The following is a 16,615-nucleotide window of genomic DNA, read 5'->3' on the forward strand; positions in this document are numbered from 1 at the left end:
ATCCTCTAGTCAATAACTTCAAATACATTTAAATGATTACGCTGAAACTGCTCCAGCCCGTACAGGCGAAGTCTCTCCAGCCAATATTCTGCCATCGTACGGCTGACACCACGCTCAATAGCAGCCTCTCGCAGTAGTAAAAATTCCGTCCGTAATGTCGTAGGCATTATCCCTGGATCGTCGGTATTGATCAGAACCCTGACAGGTCCACGTCGCAATCCATAGCGATTAAATTCAGCACCAGGTTTCAAAAGTTCTTCATCCGGAGGATTCCAACGAAAAATAGGATGCTCTACGTGCTTTTTAAATCGCGCGATATATACGTTTGATGTTGGGTTAGTTTCGATAATTAACCCTTTGCGATCATAGCGATCAAGCAAATAGTCCTGCAATGCATGCATAAACTGTAGTTCTACTGGTGTATCAATATCCTGGATAATGTCTTTAACGCTACTCATCCGCTGACGCAGTTTGCCGGGAGTTCCCAGGCCAATCAACTCCTGTGTACTCCATTCATCCGCGACCCGCACAACCACCAGTTGTGGAGGGAGATCGTCAAGCAGTCTGGAGTGTCGTTGCTGATAAAGCTTCGCCGCCACACTGTCTTTATCACTTAATGTTGACCAGTCTGGTAGTGCGCATTTCTCCTGCGAGGTTAACGGCGCTCCACCGTGGAGTTGTCGGAGACGATACGAGCAATTACGCCGCAGAAGCCAAGCCCGGTAGAGTGTATCAGTCGTGATATTTTTTAGAGATGGTTCATCACCGTTAGCTCGTTTATCCGCCACGCTACAATCTATTTGAGGTAGTCTCTCCTTGCACCAATCACAACGCGCGACAAAACGTGCAATGCGCCGCTCAAGCAGCGGTAATACCGCCTGTGCAAGTGGCAATGAACTCGACAAAACCGTGGCATAGTGCCACTGCCAGACAAGATTATCTAAATGCTCATCCAGCGGAAGTATCATCTCTCCATGCCGCTTCGCCCAGAGCGCAGGTTCAATTCCCAACGCGAGCGCATGGCCCAATCGGTCCCCCTCTCGCATCTCACAAAAGCGCACCGTTTCATCGATATGACGCAACCCCGACGCTGGATGCGCATAATCCTCCCCGGCATGGATGCTGAAATGAAAGCCCGTACTGGCGCGAAGCCCATCGGGCACCGGATAAAGCCCGCTGCGCAGCCATCGTAGCATCGGTGCAAAACCCGCAATTTTCAGGGCATTTTCATCCCCTGCAATATCCAAACCCCGAAACCAGTTCGACGGCTGAAAATGAAAGTGCGGGTTGCGTTTCCCTCCTAAAAATATCGGATGATTCCAGCCATTGTGGCTGTAGAGCTTCTGCAGCAATCGCTCTGCCTCCTTCCAGTTGGCCTGCAAATCAGCCTTTGGTCGCTTACCGCGGCCTGCCGTTTTAGAGCGTGAAAAATGCCCACAAAATTGCCAGTGCTCAAGCACTTCAATGTAGCGCAGCGCGCGTTCGTCTGGCTTAATTTCATGTTCACCAAAAACATACGGTGGAGAAACGAGCGGTACACCAAGGGTCTTGAGCAGCGACGAGGAAAAACCTGCCACCATTTCATGGCCAAAAGCAGTCGGGGATGCCTTTACTTCGGCCATATCGTCTTTGCCGGCAAACAGATAACGCATATTGCTGCTGTCAGTTTTCTTGCCCGAGCGCAGCGCACCGCCGAAATAGCGTTCGGTAAAACGCGTAAGCCCCTGCCCGTCCATAATAATGCGACGTCGAAGCGCATTAACCGTAAGCCAAAAGCAGAGTATGGCCGTGCGCTCAAGCGGATGGGTGTCTTTCAGCTGGTAAGTGTGGCAAAGATAAAGCTGAAGCCACAGCCAGCGTGAAGGATGCTTTCGGTCAGAGGCATGCGCCAGCTGGCCTAACAGCCAGCCGGGACTGACGTTTTCTGTTCCTCGGTTCTTTTTAGCGAGGATTAGCCAGTCCGGGAGACTCAGGCTTTTCGTCATCGGGTTACTCAAGGTTGCATACTTCTTGAAAACCGTTTCAAACCGATCGGAGAGTAATAAGGAAAGCAGTGACTTTGCCCGAACCAACAGAGGCGTTAAATCATCGCGCTCTTCAAGTGCCCACAGCGATGCTTTCTTGCTTTTTGGCAGTTCAAGATCTTCAAAAAGATAACCATCCAGGATGGTATCTCCCGCCGTCACCCCGCCCAGATGGACGTGCCCCTCCGCAAAAGGTTTGCCCGCGCTGGCAGGCGGTGCGAAGAACGGATTCTGCGCCATCACCACCCGGGTGATGTCTGACAATCGCGGAGGAGGACTTTGCTGTAGCCAGTCGCCAAGACGCCAGCCCGCAAGCAGAGCCGGGTCCAGTTCTGCCGCTATCCGCACATAGTCTTGTACCTTATTCTCGCGGTAGTAGAGCAAATCACCATTACGTAGCAGCAGCTGTTCTGCAATGACATCCAGCCAAGGCAGTGCCGGGCTGGTCAACAAGCCATTATCACAGATATTCCCCATTAGCTGGCGCACGTCGGTCAACCGATAAGTGCGCGGATAACGGTTATCAATACTCTCAACGAGCAGTTGGTAGCACTCCTCCTGCAATGACGACCACGTCGTAAAATCATCCGGCGGCGATAACAGGATCGCCCAAAAGCGCTTTGACAGGCGCTCGTCGGTGAAGAAACACCCTGTTGCATGTTCACTCAACGACCGGGTTAACATTATTTGTCACCACTTAGGTTAATTTCACTGTATGCCTCTAACAGAATTCTCACTGCTGGATCTCTATGAGAGAACTCACTGATTACAGAATTGATAAATTGATCGGCTTCTTTTAGAGGTTTGTACAATGCCGTTAGCCGCTCTTTAATGATTTTTTTTGTTAACTTTTCATTCTCATCGATGCCTAATCTGTCAATAATGAATCGCCGAGCTTTCGTTAGTTTTCTCTGGTTTATTATTTTTCTCGTATCATCCTGATTTTTTGATGGCTGTTTTAAATCTGCTAATAATACTTCATCGATCCATCTTTTGAGAGGATGTGAACTCAGAACATAACTGACTGTTCTACTCATCTGACCAAAAGCTTGTCGATTCATAGCACTCCGACTTGACGGTCCTTGCTGTAGATTCTGTTCAGGGGTAAATGGTCCGAGGTTGGTACGGAAATTAGCATGTTGATAGAAATTTTTTGAGGAGTTAATATTAGTCGTCACTACCACGTCTGGTAACCCGAACAACTCGCCTTTTTCAAAACTACCAAATGCCGACCAAGTTGAATAAAATACTCGACCTACAATATTTATTGCCTTAGTAATATCCTGCATACCCTTTTGGTCAATAGCATTACTTGCGACCTGACTGTATACTTTGTTAAAAACCTTATATACCATCCAAGGCGATATTTTTAATCTATCAACATTATTTTCTTTTCGCCATAGTTTAATATCTTCATACAAATACTCCAATGAACTTTCTAATCTATCTTCACGATCATAGGATTCTTCTTTCTCGAGATCATCCACATTCCCTCCAGAATCTTCACCCTCAGCCTCATTGATTTTTAATTTTTTAGTTGGCGCAAGAGCGCTGGCAGAATAAAATGGTGAGCGTTGTAAGATTCGTTGCAGATCTGATAAATCCAGATCTGAGATCAAGCTGGCAATGATAATTTCAAAAATTCGACCAATATTAAGAACAATCGACTGCTTTGCATTTGTATAAAAATTCCTTTGTGTTAAAGCACTAATAAGAAAAATTGCCTTATCATTCAATTCTTCACTAGCGTTATTGCTCTCAACGTCCTCCCAATACTTCCATCTCAACCCCGAGTTAATACCTGTTTCTGCAATAGGATAAGGCAAAATTGTCATTTTTCCCTTGATTACCGAAAGCCAGCCTTCTGGTAAGCTTTTAGATAATTGCGACTCCCAATCGGTCAAGCTTTCTCCTGCATTAAAAATGACGTATTCAGGGCGATCCTGAAGCAAGGGCTGGAAAAGTACGGTATCAAATATCGAATTGTTACGATTCTTACTATTTTTCCATTCAGCCCAATTTAGCTGAGCCTTAAGGGTTAAATAGACTGCTCCAGCTTTTGGTTCGAACTGAAAATAACTCAGCAACTTGTTGATCCAACACATATCATCAACTAATTTACCGTTTTCGTTATTTTTCATTCCTACTGGAGAATGTTGATAATTCCATGCTAGATATTTTTCATTGAAGACTTTATAGGCATCAGCATACTCCCGCTTAGCTTCTTTACTGAGCTCCCGGTGTTTCAACGCAAAAGCTTCAAGTACTGGGCGTGGAACATCAGGCATCTGCCACCAACGGCGAACAGTAAGAGGAGTATCCATACTTTTAAGTTCTGGTGGAAGTTCTATTATTAAATCACCACAGTGATTAATAAACTGTGTTAGGGCACGTATCGACGGGATCGGTAACGGTAAATCGCTGCCCTCAAGGCCGTTCACCGGGCCGGTGATAAATATCTTCAACCACGCCATAAAGTTACGCAGAGGGATACCGTCTTTGTCCAGAGTGACATCAATACCGTCTTGCTGCCAGTAATCACTCACAGCGGGCATACACAGCCTACGCGGTAGTGGTAAAATTTTACGCTGATACTCAATAGCCAATTCCTTGGCGATATCATAAGACTTTTTACGTTCATAAGATGAGTCTTTATTCAACCGTCCATGAAAATCTCGCCAGCATACTTCGTCATACAGGCGACGATCGCCACTCACAATCGGCAATACGTACGGAGATGTAAGATAACGACGCAATATTTCCAGATTTTCAAACGCCCGGTTAAGCGAAGTGTCCACATCATCAATCGGCAGTATTAATAATTTTCTCCCAATTAAATCTAGGGTGGATTTTAAAAATGCTTCAACGCAATTTGCCAGATGCTTGCTGCCATAAAGGGAACGGATTTTATCCATCCCTCGCTGACTGTGTTGCAGGTCAATGGATTCAAGGCCATTGGCTAAATTTTCAAGTTTCTGGATAAAGAGTCTCGATTTATCAAGGTCTTTACTTTGCGCCTCTTTAATTTTTTTATCCTGAAGTACTGCAGCAACAATGATATGTAAAAACAGCGATTCACCATCTTCAAGCAGAGTCGGGTCGATGGGATCGAGAATATGAATATCTCCCGCAAACTCTTTATGATTACTTTCCAGGTAATCTCTTAAATTCACTAGTACCGATGTTTTACCCGTTCCTCTTTCACCGTCAATCGATATTGCCTTATGACTGCGCGTTTCGTTAAACGATTCTGAATTTTTCGGTACTTCATCAACATCCTTAACAGCCTTTCCAATGAACTGGGCGAGTTGCTCATAAATTTTACGAGGAAGTAAGGTATCTGGATCCTTGAGGACCGCAGACTCTCCGCTGTCTAATGGTATGTATATCGTGTTCACAGTAATCCCTTTACGGTCGTTTTTGATGGGGAACAGAAGGTGAAACTGTGAATTTTGATGCAAAAACAAATAAAATCAAGATGGCAATTAGAATAATCTCAAAACAATTCAAATTCTAATTATCTTAGTTCGTAACAATATTCTGCTAAAGAAGAGTGAATTTGGCCTGCTCTCCTGCAATTGACATATCACCATTGACAAACAAAAAATAGTGCACCACTCCTAATGAATAAAAATTGTTCGGAGTTGATGTAACTAGCCCCAGATATCAACATCAATATAAATGAGTACTTTTATGAGTATAAAAACATCAAATAAGAATTAAAGCATTAAATAACATATAATTAGCTTGTTAATCACAGCTCAACGTCTAAATAAAATTTGTTGTCTCATGAGATCTCAACACATCTCATAAGAATCACAAAAACCTATAAAATCCACGCCATTGCGTGGATTTTTTATTTCATAGCATCTCAGTGGTTCCCGCTGTTGTGCATCTGAAAGTTGGCACCAAACACGATGACCAAAAAGGCTGAGCTACTTTGGCAAAGCAGCAGTTGCCACGTGAACGTACTCATATTGAGGCGCGCGGAAGCCAGGGGCTGTCTACCCGCACGGTATCGCGGTGATCGAGCCCCTGGATAAGATGCAGTGCACTGAGACGGCCAATTTCATAATGCGGCAGCTGTACTGTGGATAGCGGCGGCAAAAACAGCTCGCCGGTGCCTACCATGTTGTCATAGCCTAGTACGGCAACATCCTGCGGAATGCGCAGCCCTCGCCCCAGCAAGACCTGGTAGATAACAAAAGCCACGCGGTCGTTACCGCATACCACCGCATCAAACATCGGACGCGTGCCACTCAGGTAATGCCCGGCAATCTCCGCCGCATCAATATGGTGACTCTCGCCAGCCGGAAGATAGTGGTGGAACATGGCATCAGGGTCGACACCCGCTTCACGACAGGCGCGCTCCATTCCCGCCCGGCGGCGATCGGTGGCCACAATCCCTTTTGGCAGGTGGATGCACAGCAGCCGACGGTAGCCTGCGGCCAACAGCGCTTTCACGCCAAGGTATTGCCCTTGCTCATCATCAGGAATATAGGTGGGAAAAGGGCCACTGATGCTTTCGCAGTTCGCCAGCACGCAGCGATACTTATGCAGCTTTTCCGGCACGGGAACCTGACGCAGCCCCATCGCGGTGTAGATAATGCCGTCAGGGCGATGCGCCAACAGCAGATCAACCATTTTCTCTGGCTGGTCATTGCTGAACATATTCACCACAAAGCTATTCCAACCGTGCGCCCGCGCGGTCTCTTCGATAGAGAGCGTTATCTCCACGGAAAACGGCGTGGTCATGGTGTCCAGCGCTAACACCCCAATAGTGTTAGCCGTGGTTTTCGCGCCACGAATTTTTTTCGCGGAGAGATCGGAGACATACCCCAGCGCATCTACCGCTTCCATCACCTTTTTATAGGTTTCTGGCCGCAGTCGTTCGGGCTCGTTAATCGCTCGCGATACGGTCATTAACGAGACGTTAGCCCGTTGCGCCACATCCTTTAAAGATGCCATACCCTCTCCTTTGACGGCGTTCATCCTGCCGGGTCTGAAAATGCGATCTTGATAACACTCGCAAAATGTTAACGTTAACCTTTGTGATTAACATCGATGTTACCATCAAATTCGCGAGAAAACCGAGAATGTTAACGTTATCTTTTGCTCAATTCACTTACAGGGACCAGCAAATGACGTCACTACTTTCCAAAGCCAACGAAGCCTTAAACCAGCAGAAAGACCTTGTAAACCCGCGCTGGTATCCGCGCTATCACCTCGCCCCTCCGGCGGGTTGGATGAATGACCCTAACGGCCTGTCCTGGTTTGATGGTTACTACCATGCGTTCTATCAGCACTATCCGTGGCAGCCGGTCTGGGGACCAATGCACTGGGGTCATGCGCGCAGCCGCGATATGGTGAACTGGGAACACTTACCCATCGCACTGGCACCAGAAGGGCCGGAAGATAAAGACGGCTGTTTTTCCGGTTCAGCGGTGGTTGAAGGCAATAAGCTGGCCCTTATCTACACCGGACACAAGTTTGACGGCGAGGCGAAAGAGGAAAACCTGTATCAGGTACAGTGCCTGGCCACCAGCACCGACGGGATTCACTTTGAACGCCAGGGCATGATTCTGGATACCCCGCGAGGCGTACACCATTTTCGCGATCCGAAAGTCTGGCAAGAGGGAGACAGCTGGTACATGGTGGTGGGTGCCCGGGTCGATGACGTGGGCGAAGTACAGCTCTATTGCTCGCAGGATCTACAGCACTGGCAGTTTGCCAGCACGCTCGGCAGGGCCGATGACGGCATGGGCTACATGTGGGAGTGCCCGGACCTCTTCCCGCTGGACAATAAACTCGTCTTCATGTTCTCGCCGCAGGGCATCGCCGCGGACGGATACGATTACCGTAACCTGTTCCAGAGCGGCTATATGGTCGGCGAATGGCAGGATAACCATCAGTTCCACGTTACCCAACCCTTCCAGGAGATGGACCACGGGCATGATTTTTACGCCCCTCAGTCATTTATCACTCCGGACGGTCGCCGCGTGGTGATCGGTTGGCTATCCATGTGGGAGTCGCCGATGCCAGAACAGGCCGACGGCTGGGCGGGCATGCTTACTCTTCCCCGGGAAGTGACGCTCGATGCAGATCTGCGGCTGCGCATGAACCCGGTCAAAGAGCTGGAGACATTACGCGGTCAGCTTCATGTCTGGCCGGTCAGTGACCTGAACAATCGCACCCTGATGATAGAAGAACAGGCGCATGCTCTCGAAGTCGAACTGAGCCTCGATATCGCCCGCAGCCATGCTGAACAGTATGGCATCGCGCTGGGTGACGGGCTACGCGTCTTCGTCGATACCCAGGCACAGCGTCTGGTGCTGGAACGCCGCTATCCGCAACACGGCCTGTCGGGCTGCCGTAGCGTACCGCTGCCCGCCAATGATGTGCTGGACCTACGTCTATTTATCGATAGTTCGTCGGTAGAAGTCTTTGTTAATCACGGCGAGTACACCCTTAGCAGTCGTATTTATCCTGAACCGGACGATCGCCAACTGACCTTATTTAGCCAGAACGGACATGCCATTTTTAATAACGGGCATGCCTGGCCGCTCGCCGCCAATTAACCACCCGTCTCATTGCTTTGGGGAAAAATAATGACAATCTGGACGCTCGGAGATGCCGTGGTGGATTTGCTACCGCGCGACAATATGCAGTTTGAAGCCTGTGCGGGAGGCGCGCCCTTCAATGTGGCCATCGGCGTCGCCCGCCTCGGCCATGACAGCGGCTTTATCGGCCGTGTGGGCAATGACACTTTTGGCCGCTTTCTGCATCAGACGCTGGTAACAGCGCAGGTGGATACAGGAAGTCTGGAGTTTGATGCACAACAGCACACCAGTACCGTACTGGTTTCACTGGCTCCCAACGGTGAGCGGCAGTTTGAGTTTTTGGTTAATCCGTCTGCCGATCAATTTCTCAGCCCGGCGAGCCTGCCCGACTTTGGTGCCGATAATCTGCACTTCTGCTCGCTGGCGCTGGTCGCCCCTGAGTGCCGCGCCACCCTCACCCAGGCAATGGCCACATTGCGACAGGCCGGCGGTACGCTGAGCTTTGACATCAATCTGCGTCCGCAGATGTGGAGCAACGAGATGCAGATGTTTGACCTTGTCAGCGAGTTTGCCCGGCAGAGCGACATTCTGAAGATGTCAGAGGAAGAACTGCTTTGGCTAACACAGACCGAGGATTTAAGCAGCGCCTGCGAACGCCTGGCTGATTTTCCCGCACGCCTGAAAATCATCACCCGCGGTGCCGACGGCGCTATCGTTTTCTGGCAGAACAACAGGCTGACTTTAAGCGGCTATCACGTCGACAGCATCGATACCACCGGCGCCGGTGATGCCTTTATGGCCGGGCTGCTGGCGGCACTCGCCGGAGAAGGCTGGCCCACATCGACGTCAACGCTACTTCCGCTTATCGAGCAGGCCAGCGCTTGTGGTGCTCTGGCGACTACCCGGCGTGGCGCGCTAAGCGCGTTTCCCGACAGCCAACACCTGAGCAGCTTTATTCAGTCGCAACCGTCGCTACGGAGAACGATTACCTCGTAATAAAGCGCACTCGTTACGTCGTATCAGAAAGACCTTACAATGACCTGATCTGGATTGGAAAAATCATGAAGATAAATATGCCGTTCAGTAATGATAAATATCGATACTCATCCGGGTATCTGCTCTTTTTCTTTGCCGCCTGGTCGTTGTGGTGGTCTTTTTATGCAATATGGCTAAAAAATAAACTTGGCCTGTCCGGAACGGAGCTGGGAATGCTGTATGCCGTAAACCAGTTTTTCAGCATGCTGTTTATGCTGGGCTACGGTTTTCTGCAGGATAAGCTCGGTACCCGCAAACCCCTTATCTGGATGATGGGGACTGTCATCACGCTCAGCGGTCCGTTCCTGATTTATGTTTATGAACCGCTGCTGGTCTCCAACTTCAAGCTTGGCATGGTGCTAGGCGCCATTTTCTTTGGCCTTGGCTATCTCGCCGGTTGCGGTCTGGTGGAAAGCTTCGTCGAGAAAGTGAGCCGTAAATTCAACTTTGAATTCGGCACTGCTCGTTTCTGGGGATCGCTTGGCTACGCCGCAGGGACTTTTGTTGGCGGTATCTTCTTCAGCATCAACCCACACATTAACTTCTGGTGCGTGTCGGTCATGGGGGTGTTATTCCTGGTGATTAACGTGTTGTTCAAAACCGACGCACCGGCCCCGGCATCCACGGATACACGTTCGCCCGAGCCAGACGCGCTGACCCGAAAGGATTTTCTCACCATCTTTAAAGATTCGCAGTTCTGGTTTTTCGTTATCTTTGTCGTCGGCACCTGGTCGTTCTATAGCATCTACGATCAGCAGATGTTCCCGGTGTTTTACGCCAGCTTATTTGACGATCCCGAACTGGCACCACGCGTATACGGCTACCTCAACTCGGTACAAGTCTTTATGGAGGCCGTCGGTATGGCGCTGGTTCCGTTCCTGATTAACCGCATCGGGCCTAAATCCGCATTGCTGCTGGGTGGAACAATCATGACCTGTCGAATCCTGGGTTCAGCACTGTTCACCGATATATATATTATCTCCTTGATTAAAATGCTCCATGCGCTGGAGGTCCCACTGTTTGTTATTTCAGTGTTTAAATTCAGCGTAGCGAATTTTGATAAGCGCCTGTCGTCAACGATATATCTTATTGGCTTCAATATCGCCAGTTCCATTGGCATCATCGTGCTGTCACTGCCTGTCGGTAAGTTGTTTGATAAAGTGGGCTATCAGGAAATCTTCCTGATTATGGCGAGCATCGTGGTAATAACACTAATATTTGGCTACTTCTCGCTGAGTAAAAAGCATCATCAGCAGAAGGGTATCAATGAACTGGTGACAGAATAGCGAAGTTTTATTAATATCGCGACAGGGCCATTAGCCCTGTCGTACCCTTCAACAGTAAGTACGAACTGTCGATTTACTCAGGCATGTTCCAGCCAGTTGCGGAATATTTGCGCTCGCAGTATTCCCTGAAAATCAATCAGCCCAGAACAACCAAGCTTCTTGATCAGATTCTGCCGGGCCTGGTAAATCGTTTTTAAGTGTAGATTTAACAATGCGGATATCTCAAAAATAGTTCGACCTTCTCCTAACTGCGTTAAAATATATTTATCTCTCGCGGTTAATGAGATATTTGAATCAGATTGATTCTCGTGATTACCACCAGCACGAGTAATATCAATAATAAATTGTTTGATTGAGGCAACTCCGATATCTACTGGTAGTCTGTAAAGCGAAACATCATTAAGATACTGATACAAATGACCATCAATCAGCAATACCAGACGATGCGTTTTCAGATTGTAATTTTGCTTTTTTACCGCCTCAAAGTGATTCGCGGTAAAGAATACAAGTCGCGCCTTGTCATCTTCAAAAACGATATCTGCAAGAATATTCTTTAACCCTTGCCTGATAAAAATATCATCAATCCATAACTCTGCGTTTAGAGTATGTTCCTGAACGATGTTCATCATTATGGCCTCAATGAAAAATCATAATTGATTTAGAGGGGTGCTATGTATAGTCTTAATCCAAAAAATGCTTAGCATAAGGGCTTTCAGCATATAACAAGGGTACTGTACATATTTTGTTAATATGAAGACTTATTAAACATCGTCAGCTGTGTAGCGCAATACTATTTCCAGGGTTTTTCTGATAACATCTGCCTGGACAACGTCAACCGTTGACTCCAGAGAACCAATCAGGCTTAAAATGATGTTTTTATTATTAACATTATCACCTGCAAGAATTACATTTGTTACCGCCTGCCCCAATACCACAGACTCATCTGCTAATAGCTCACCTGCATTATGGAAGTAACTTGATAAAGCTTTATCCGTCATTACGTTGTGGACATTAATTTCATGGAGCATGGTAACCTCGCTTGTATAGTCTGGAAGATTATCTTTAATGTAATTTAGGGTTTTTGCTGGCACTGAATGCACTCTCATCTCTGGTTTTATCCGGTTTTCTGCTTATTTTCTCCGGATTAATGTTTGTAAAATCATTGATAACGCTGTCAATTAATTGCTTGCGTGTGCCATCCATTTCACTGGCCTGCATAAGTCGCAATTGCTTAATCACTGCAGCTAACGAAACGTCTCTATGCATTCGCAGAATTTCCAGCACAGCCAAACCTGTAATTTCATGTTTCAAGCGTTCACTATCAGTTTTCTTCATAACGCCTTCACTACTTACCCCTATCATATAAGGGGTTTATTTTATTCAAAGAGCAGGCCAATTAACGCATTGTAATGTTTTTGTTCTTTCTCCCCTGATGCTTTTTCAAGACGACACAGAAGCTTAGTGCAAAGTGATTTGCGGTTCAGATTACGTCCATCTTTGAGTATCTCAGTGACAATTTCTCCCAATGTTTCCTGTTGAGTTGGCAGATGCGCCTTTGCAAAGTAACGAGAAATCGCGCTTGCAGTATCAGTGCGAACGTTATGCTGCTGCATGTCATGCTCCTGTATCAAAATGCTGGTGAATATTAAGTTTTATAACAGTAGCAAAGTTGTACCAAAAATGTGTACAACAAGATTAATTTGTTTTTACCAAAATGTGCTAAATAATATAAATCAATTACTTACAGTTGTCTCAATTGATATAAACATTAGGATCACTGTACAAACCACGCCGTAACATGGCTAAATTTCATCTTAATCAGACCGTTCAATTGTGAAGTTAAAGTTAGAATAATGTATTAAAATCAGGACATAACCTGGGTTGTCTGATACTGTCATATACCTTCCTCTCCCTTATTCCCGGACTGTCCATGCTCACGACCATTATTTACCGCAGCCATCTACGTGATGACGCCCCCATCAAAGCGCTTGAGGATATGGTGACAGCCGCAAATATCAAAAACAGGCGATCTGATGTTACGGGAATCTTACTCTTTAACGGTCACCACTTTTTCCAACTGCTTGAAGGCCCTGAGGAGCAGGTAAAAGAGATTTATTGTTGTATTTGTAACGATCCACGGCACCACAATATCGTTGAGCTGATGTGTGATTACGCTCCTGCGAGAAGATTCGGAAAAGTGGGAATGGAGTTATTTGATCTACAAAAACATGAACGCAATGACGTTCTGCAAGCTGTACTGAATAAGGGAACATCAAAATTTCAGCTCACCTATGATGACAGGGCGTTACAGTTTTTCCGCACATTTGTCCTTGCGACGGAAAAATCGAGCTATTTTGAAATACCAGCGCCGGATTGCTGGAGTTTTATTGCCGACAACTCTTGTACTCTCCTGGATGAAAACACACTCCCATCCGATATAGATTTCAGCTTTGCTTTTCAACCAATTATCGATCCTATGTCGCAACGCGTCATTGCTCTGGAAGCACTTATTCGTGGTAGAGACGGTGAAACGCCCGCAACTTATTTTGACAACTTAAATCCTGAGGAACTGTATACCGCGGATCTGCAGAGCAAAAAGACTGCTTTTGCAATGGCAAGCGCGCTGGGACTTAACGACAAAATGCTGTCAGTCAATCTGCTCCCCATGACCCTGGTAAACAAACCCAATGCAGTCAGCTTTCTTATAAACGAAATCGCTGCGCACAGGCTGGTGCCTGAACAAATCATTGTAGAGTTTACCGAAAGTGAAGTTATTTCTCGCTTTGATACGTTCGCGCAGGCCGTGAAGTCACTCAAGGCAACGGGGATCTGTGTGGCGATAGATCATTTTGGGGCTGGTTTTGCCGGGCTTCAGCTTCTGTCTCGTTTTCAACCCGACCGAATTAAGATAAGCCGCGAGCTGATCACGGATGTGCATAAAAGTGGACCGCAGCAGGCTATCATTCAGGCAATTATCAAATGCTGCGCGTCACTGGAAATTATGATTTCCGCAGTCGGCGTTGAAAAACCCGAAGAGTGGATGTGGCTTGAATCCGCGGGCATTGAAATCTTCCAGGGTAACCTTTTTGCACAAGCCTGCCTGAATGGTATTCCATCTGTTGCATGGCCAGAGAAAAATGATTTCTCAGCGTCAAAATAACTAACGCATTGTTATAAATCAACAATCACCACAACCGCCCTCATGCTGAACATAAAAAAACAGCATTTACTCCTTGCATGATAGTAAAGTAAATCTTAATTTTGCTAGAATCTTATATATGTTTTGTACAATTTGATGAATGTTGTACAAAGTAGCAGGAGCCGCATATCGGTGACGGAGAATCAGGAGTGTCCGGGGGAACTATGGCTTATTACAGCATTGGGGATGTCGCAGAACGTTGCGGGATAAATCCTGTCACCCTTCGGGCATGGCAACGACGTTACGGTTTACTCAAACCTCAACGCAGTGAAGGTGGCCACCGACTCTTTGATGAAGAAGATATTCAGCGTATTGAAGAAATAAAACGTTGGATTAGCAATGGCATACCTGTTGGCAAAGTTAAGGCGTTGCTGGAAACCAGTACCCGTCAAGCTGACGACGACTGGAATCAATTACAAGAAGAGATGATGAGCATTCTTCGCATGGCGCATCCACCGAAGCTGCGAGCCAAAATTACCGCACTCGGTCGGGTTCACCCCGTAGATGCGCTGATTGATCACGTTTATCTTCCCGTACGTCAACGGCTGATACTTGACCATAATACATCCCGCATAATGAACAGCATGTTTGATGGCGCATTGATTGAATATGTTGCAACACTGCTGTCTGAAACGCGGCGCAAGTCAGGAAAGGATGCTCTCCTGATGGCCTGGGATGTTGAAGACAGAACCCGTCTGTGGCTCGAAGCCTGGCGTTTATCGCAATCTGGTTGGCATATTGCCGTTCTGGCTGAACCCATTGAATCGCCAAGACCTGAACTTTTCCCTGGGCAAACGCTTTTTGTCTGGACCGGTATCGCGCCAACCCGCAGACAAAATGAACTGCTACAACACTGGAATGAGCAAGGTTATAAGGTCATTTTCCACAGCCCGTAGCCAATACGTAATACGTGTAAGATAAATCATACGACTCTCATTTTTTGGGTGGTTATTTTGAGTACCATCCAAGGAATATGTTGCCCCCTATTCTCCTGACTTAACACCCGCCATAGCATAAAAACAAAACAACATACTCACCCGTTGGTATTATTTTTTTGTCGACGACATCACCTTTTTCCTAAGTAAAATTCATTAGATCAACTGGCGTACACCTAATACTTATTCTAGGGTTAAATTATGTCTTCTTGTGCCACATTATTGTTTTTCTAAAGTAATAAATGTGGTTATTTGAAAAAGGTAAAGGATATGGCTCTAGTCTTAGACAAACGCTTAATTCTTTGTTGCTGCGCCTTTTCCATTATCTCTGTGGCAAATGCAGCAACCGTTAACGGAACATTTCAGGTGCTGATGACAATTCAAAAGGCCTGTACCGTGACTGCGGGTTCGGCTTCAAATATCACACTTGGTCCGGTGAATACCACGGCGACAAATACCAGTGCAAGCAACACTATTTCAATTAATTGCTCAAAAACCACGCCCTATTTTATCGGCCTGGCGCCGTCGGCTGCCAATGGAGGGACGACGACGGGCTCGGGCGCTATGTCCTCTGTGGCTAACGCTGCCACCAATACCGATAAAGTGCCCTATCAGCTAAATCGCACGTCAGCAACAGGTCCGGTATGGGGAAATACCGCCACCGACACCGCACCTGGGAATGGCGTAGCAGCGACAGGGACCGGTCTGGTGCAAACTTTTACTGTTTATGCCACCGCACCGAGCGCCAACTTCACTCCTGACGACTATGCCGACACGGTAACGGTTAACGTTAACTACTAACTTCAGGAAGCTAAATGAAAGTAAAACTGCCTGTTAAGCAGTGTGCCTGCGCATGCCTGCTAGGGATGGTTGCGAGCGCCAACCTTGCCACCGCCAGTGGGCTGCAAATAGCCCCGGTCACGTTAACGTTGCAAGCGACGCAAAATGCCGATGGTATCTGGCTGAGTAACGCAGGTGAAAATGTGCTCAATGCCCAGGTTCGGGTTTTTCGCTGGAGTCAAAGTGCTTATGACAACAAACTTTCCCCCTCTCAGGGGCTGGTGATAAGCCCGCCGATGTTGGCATTAGCCCCTGGAGAACGTCAGTTGATTCGAGTTATTCGCACAAGCCCTCCCTCGGCACATGCCGAAGACGCTTATCGTTTGTCGATAGATGAGTTACCGCCTGCAAAAGTTGAAAAAAATAAGCTTCAGTTTGTGCTGCATTATTCCGTTCCCGTTTTCATTCAACCAACATCAGCGGCACAAACGCAGGCAAAACTGCAATGGAAATTACAACAACTGGATGGCAAAAAATTTATTGAAGTCAGTAATCAGGGAAATGGGCATGCACAGTTATCTGCTGCAACATTTATAAGCCCTGACGGTACTAAAAAAGTCATTACACCCGGACTATTAGGCTACGTTTTACCAGGCTCAACAATGCGCTGGATAGTCTCCCCGTCGGCCAGTAATAACCATTATGGCGGGAAAATTGAAGTCACAATCAATGGCCAAAAAACAGTACAAGATCTGTAACAGACTCTGGCTTCTGGTGAAATATTGCTTTCTCAATG

The 16,615-nt window shown here is 47.1% G+C and carries 14 protein-coding genes; 7 read left to right on the top strand and 7 right to left on the bottom strand.

All coding sequences use genetic code 11. The features are described 5' to 3' along the window. Positions 1–5 precede the first annotated feature (5 nt). The 3 genes from rdrB to E6P06_RS16565 all read right to left on the bottom strand — a co-directional run bounded on the left by rdrB (position 6) and on the right by E6P06_RS16565 (position 6,992). Positions 6–2,708 carry an antiviral RADAR system adenosine deaminase RdrB gene (gene rdrB / locus E6P06_RS16555; RefSeq protein ID WP_139935459.1) on the bottom strand — a complete coding sequence of 901 codons (2,703 nt, stop codon included), beginning with the start codon at positions 2,706–2,708 and terminating at the stop codon, positions 6–8. Further along, on the bottom strand, positions 2,708–5,422 hold the full coding sequence (gene rdrA / locus E6P06_RS16560; RefSeq protein ID WP_139935460.1) for an antiviral RADAR system adenosine triphosphatase RdrA: 2,715 nt from the start codon (positions 5,420–5,422) through the stop codon (positions 2,708–2,710). Before rdrA ends, rdrB begins: the two co-directional genes overlap by 1 nt. 574 nt (positions 5,423–5,996) lie before the next feature. Further along, positions 5,997–6,992 (bottom strand): LacI family DNA-binding transcriptional regulator, encoded by a 996-nt coding sequence (locus E6P06_RS16565; protein WP_003020837.1) that lies wholly within the window; start codon positions 6,990–6,992, stop codon positions 5,997–5,999. A gap of 173 nt (positions 6,993–7,165) precedes the next feature. Here E6P06_RS16565 and E6P06_RS16570 point away from each other — a divergent pair, with 173 nt between their 5' ends. From E6P06_RS16570 to E6P06_RS16580, 3 genes are all read left to right on the top strand, one after another. Then, a complete protein-coding gene (locus E6P06_RS16570; RefSeq protein WP_139935461.1) occupies positions 7,166–8,602 on the top strand; it encodes a glycoside hydrolase family 32 protein in 1,437 nt (478 codons plus the stop codon). Positions 8,603–8,632: 30 nt separating this feature from the next. Then, positions 8,633–9,580 carry an aminoimidazole riboside kinase gene (locus E6P06_RS16575; protein ID WP_139935462.1) on the top strand — a complete coding sequence of 316 codons (948 nt, stop codon included), beginning with the start codon at positions 8,633–8,635 and terminating at the stop codon, positions 9,578–9,580. Between the two features lie 65 nt (positions 9,581–9,645). After that, on the top strand, positions 9,646–10,905 hold the full coding sequence (locus E6P06_RS16580; protein ID WP_139935463.1) for an MFS transporter: 1,260 nt from the start codon (positions 9,646–9,648) through the stop codon (positions 10,903–10,905). A 77-nt stretch (positions 10,906–10,982) separates the two neighbouring features. Here E6P06_RS16580 and E6P06_RS16585 read toward each other — a convergent pair whose 3' ends face one another. The 4 genes from E6P06_RS16585 to ycgZ all read right to left on the bottom strand — a co-directional run bounded on the left by E6P06_RS16585 (position 10,983) and on the right by ycgZ (position 12,518). Further along, positions 10,983–11,534 carry a LuxR C-terminal-related transcriptional regulator gene (locus tag E6P06_RS16585; RefSeq protein WP_003841344.1) on the bottom strand — a complete coding sequence of 184 codons (552 nt, stop codon included), beginning with the start codon at positions 11,532–11,534 and terminating at the stop codon, positions 10,983–10,985. Positions 11,535–11,666: 132 nt separating this feature from the next. Further along, positions 11,667–11,933 carry a biofilm development regulator YmgB/AriR family protein gene (locus E6P06_RS16590; protein ID WP_003020849.1) on the bottom strand — a complete coding sequence of 89 codons (267 nt, stop codon included), beginning with the start codon at positions 11,931–11,933 and terminating at the stop codon, positions 11,667–11,669. Between the two features lie 34 nt (positions 11,934–11,967). Continuing rightward, positions 11,968–12,240, bottom strand: a complete 273-nt coding sequence (locus E6P06_RS16595) for a hypothetical protein (protein ID WP_016150365.1) — start codon at positions 12,238–12,240, stop codon at positions 11,968–11,970. Positions 12,241–12,281: 41 nt separating this feature from the next. Next, positions 12,282–12,518 carry a regulatory protein YcgZ gene (ycgZ, locus tag E6P06_RS16600; protein ID WP_003020856.1) on the bottom strand — a complete coding sequence of 79 codons (237 nt, stop codon included), beginning with the start codon at positions 12,516–12,518 and terminating at the stop codon, positions 12,282–12,284. A 317-nt stretch (positions 12,519–12,835) separates the two neighbouring features. Between ycgZ and E6P06_RS16605 the strand changes: the two genes are divergently transcribed. From E6P06_RS16605 to E6P06_RS16620, 4 genes are all read left to right on the top strand, one after another. Beyond that, positions 12,836–14,065 (top strand): diguanylate phosphodiesterase, encoded by a 1,230-nt coding sequence (locus tag E6P06_RS16605; RefSeq protein ID WP_139935464.1) that lies wholly within the window; start codon positions 12,836–12,838, stop codon positions 14,063–14,065. A 203-nt stretch (positions 14,066–14,268) separates the two neighbouring features. Continuing rightward, on the top strand, positions 14,269–15,000 hold the full coding sequence (locus tag E6P06_RS16610; protein WP_048232160.1) for a MerR family transcriptional regulator: 732 nt from the start codon (positions 14,269–14,271) through the stop codon (positions 14,998–15,000). Between the two features lie 309 nt (positions 15,001–15,309). Next, the gene (locus E6P06_RS16615) at positions 15,310–15,840 is read left to right on the top strand and encodes a spore coat protein U domain-containing protein (protein WP_003020867.1); all 531 of its coding nucleotides are present in this window, start codon (positions 15,310–15,312) and stop codon (positions 15,838–15,840) included. 14 nt (positions 15,841–15,854) lie between these two features. Beyond that, positions 15,855–16,577 carry a molecular chaperone gene (locus E6P06_RS16620; RefSeq protein ID WP_046671107.1) on the top strand — a complete coding sequence of 241 codons (723 nt, stop codon included), beginning with the start codon at positions 15,855–15,857 and terminating at the stop codon, positions 16,575–16,577. The last annotated feature ends 38 nt before the right edge of the window (positions 16,578–16,615 follow it).

The organism is Citrobacter sp. CF971 (genome assembly GCF_006385635.1).
GTDB classification, from domain to species: Bacteria; Pseudomonadota; Gammaproteobacteria; order Enterobacterales; family Enterobacteriaceae; genus Citrobacter; species Citrobacter freundii.

Bases quoted from the DNA above. Each gene is read 5' to 3' on its own strand.
- E6P06_RS16585 (WP_003841344.1), bottom strand. From the start codon at position 11,534: ATGATGAACATCGTTCAGGAACATACTCTAAACGCAGAGTTATGGATT.
- E6P06_RS16565 (WP_003020837.1), bottom strand. From the start codon at position 6,992: ATGGCATCTTTAAAGGATGTGGCGCAACGGGCTAACGTCTCGTTAATG.
- E6P06_RS16620 (WP_046671107.1), top strand. From the start codon at position 15,855: ATGAAAGTAAAACTGCCTGTTAAGCAGTGTGCCTGCGCATGCCTGCTA.
- rdrB (WP_139935459.1), bottom strand. From the start codon at position 2,708: ATGTTAACCCGGTCGTTGAGTGAACATGCAACAGGGTGTTTCTTCACC.
- ycgZ (WP_003020856.1), bottom strand. From the start codon at position 12,518: ATGCAGCAGCATAACGTTCGCACTGATACTGCAAGCGCGATTTCTCGT.
- E6P06_RS16605 (WP_139935464.1), top strand. From the start codon at position 12,836: ATGCTCACGACCATTATTTACCGCAGCCATCTACGTGATGACGCCCCC.
- E6P06_RS16595 (WP_016150365.1), bottom strand. From the start codon at position 12,240: ATGAAGAAAACTGATAGTGAACGCTTGAAACATGAAATTACAGGTTTG.
- E6P06_RS16575 (WP_139935462.1), top strand. From the start codon at position 8,633: ATGACAATCTGGACGCTCGGAGATGCCGTGGTGGATTTGCTACCGCGC.
- E6P06_RS16580 (WP_139935463.1), top strand. From the start codon at position 9,646: ATGAAGATAAATATGCCGTTCAGTAATGATAAATATCGATACTCATCC.
- E6P06_RS16570 (WP_139935461.1), top strand. From the start codon at position 7,166: ATGACGTCACTACTTTCCAAAGCCAACGAAGCCTTAAACCAGCAGAAA.
- E6P06_RS16610 (WP_048232160.1), top strand. From the start codon at position 14,269: ATGGCTTATTACAGCATTGGGGATGTCGCAGAACGTTGCGGGATAAAT.
- E6P06_RS16615 (WP_003020867.1), top strand. From the start codon at position 15,310: ATGGCTCTAGTCTTAGACAAACGCTTAATTCTTTGTTGCTGCGCCTTT.
- E6P06_RS16590 (WP_003020849.1), bottom strand. From the start codon at position 11,933: ATGCTCCATGAAATTAATGTCCACAACGTAATGACGGATAAAGCTTTA.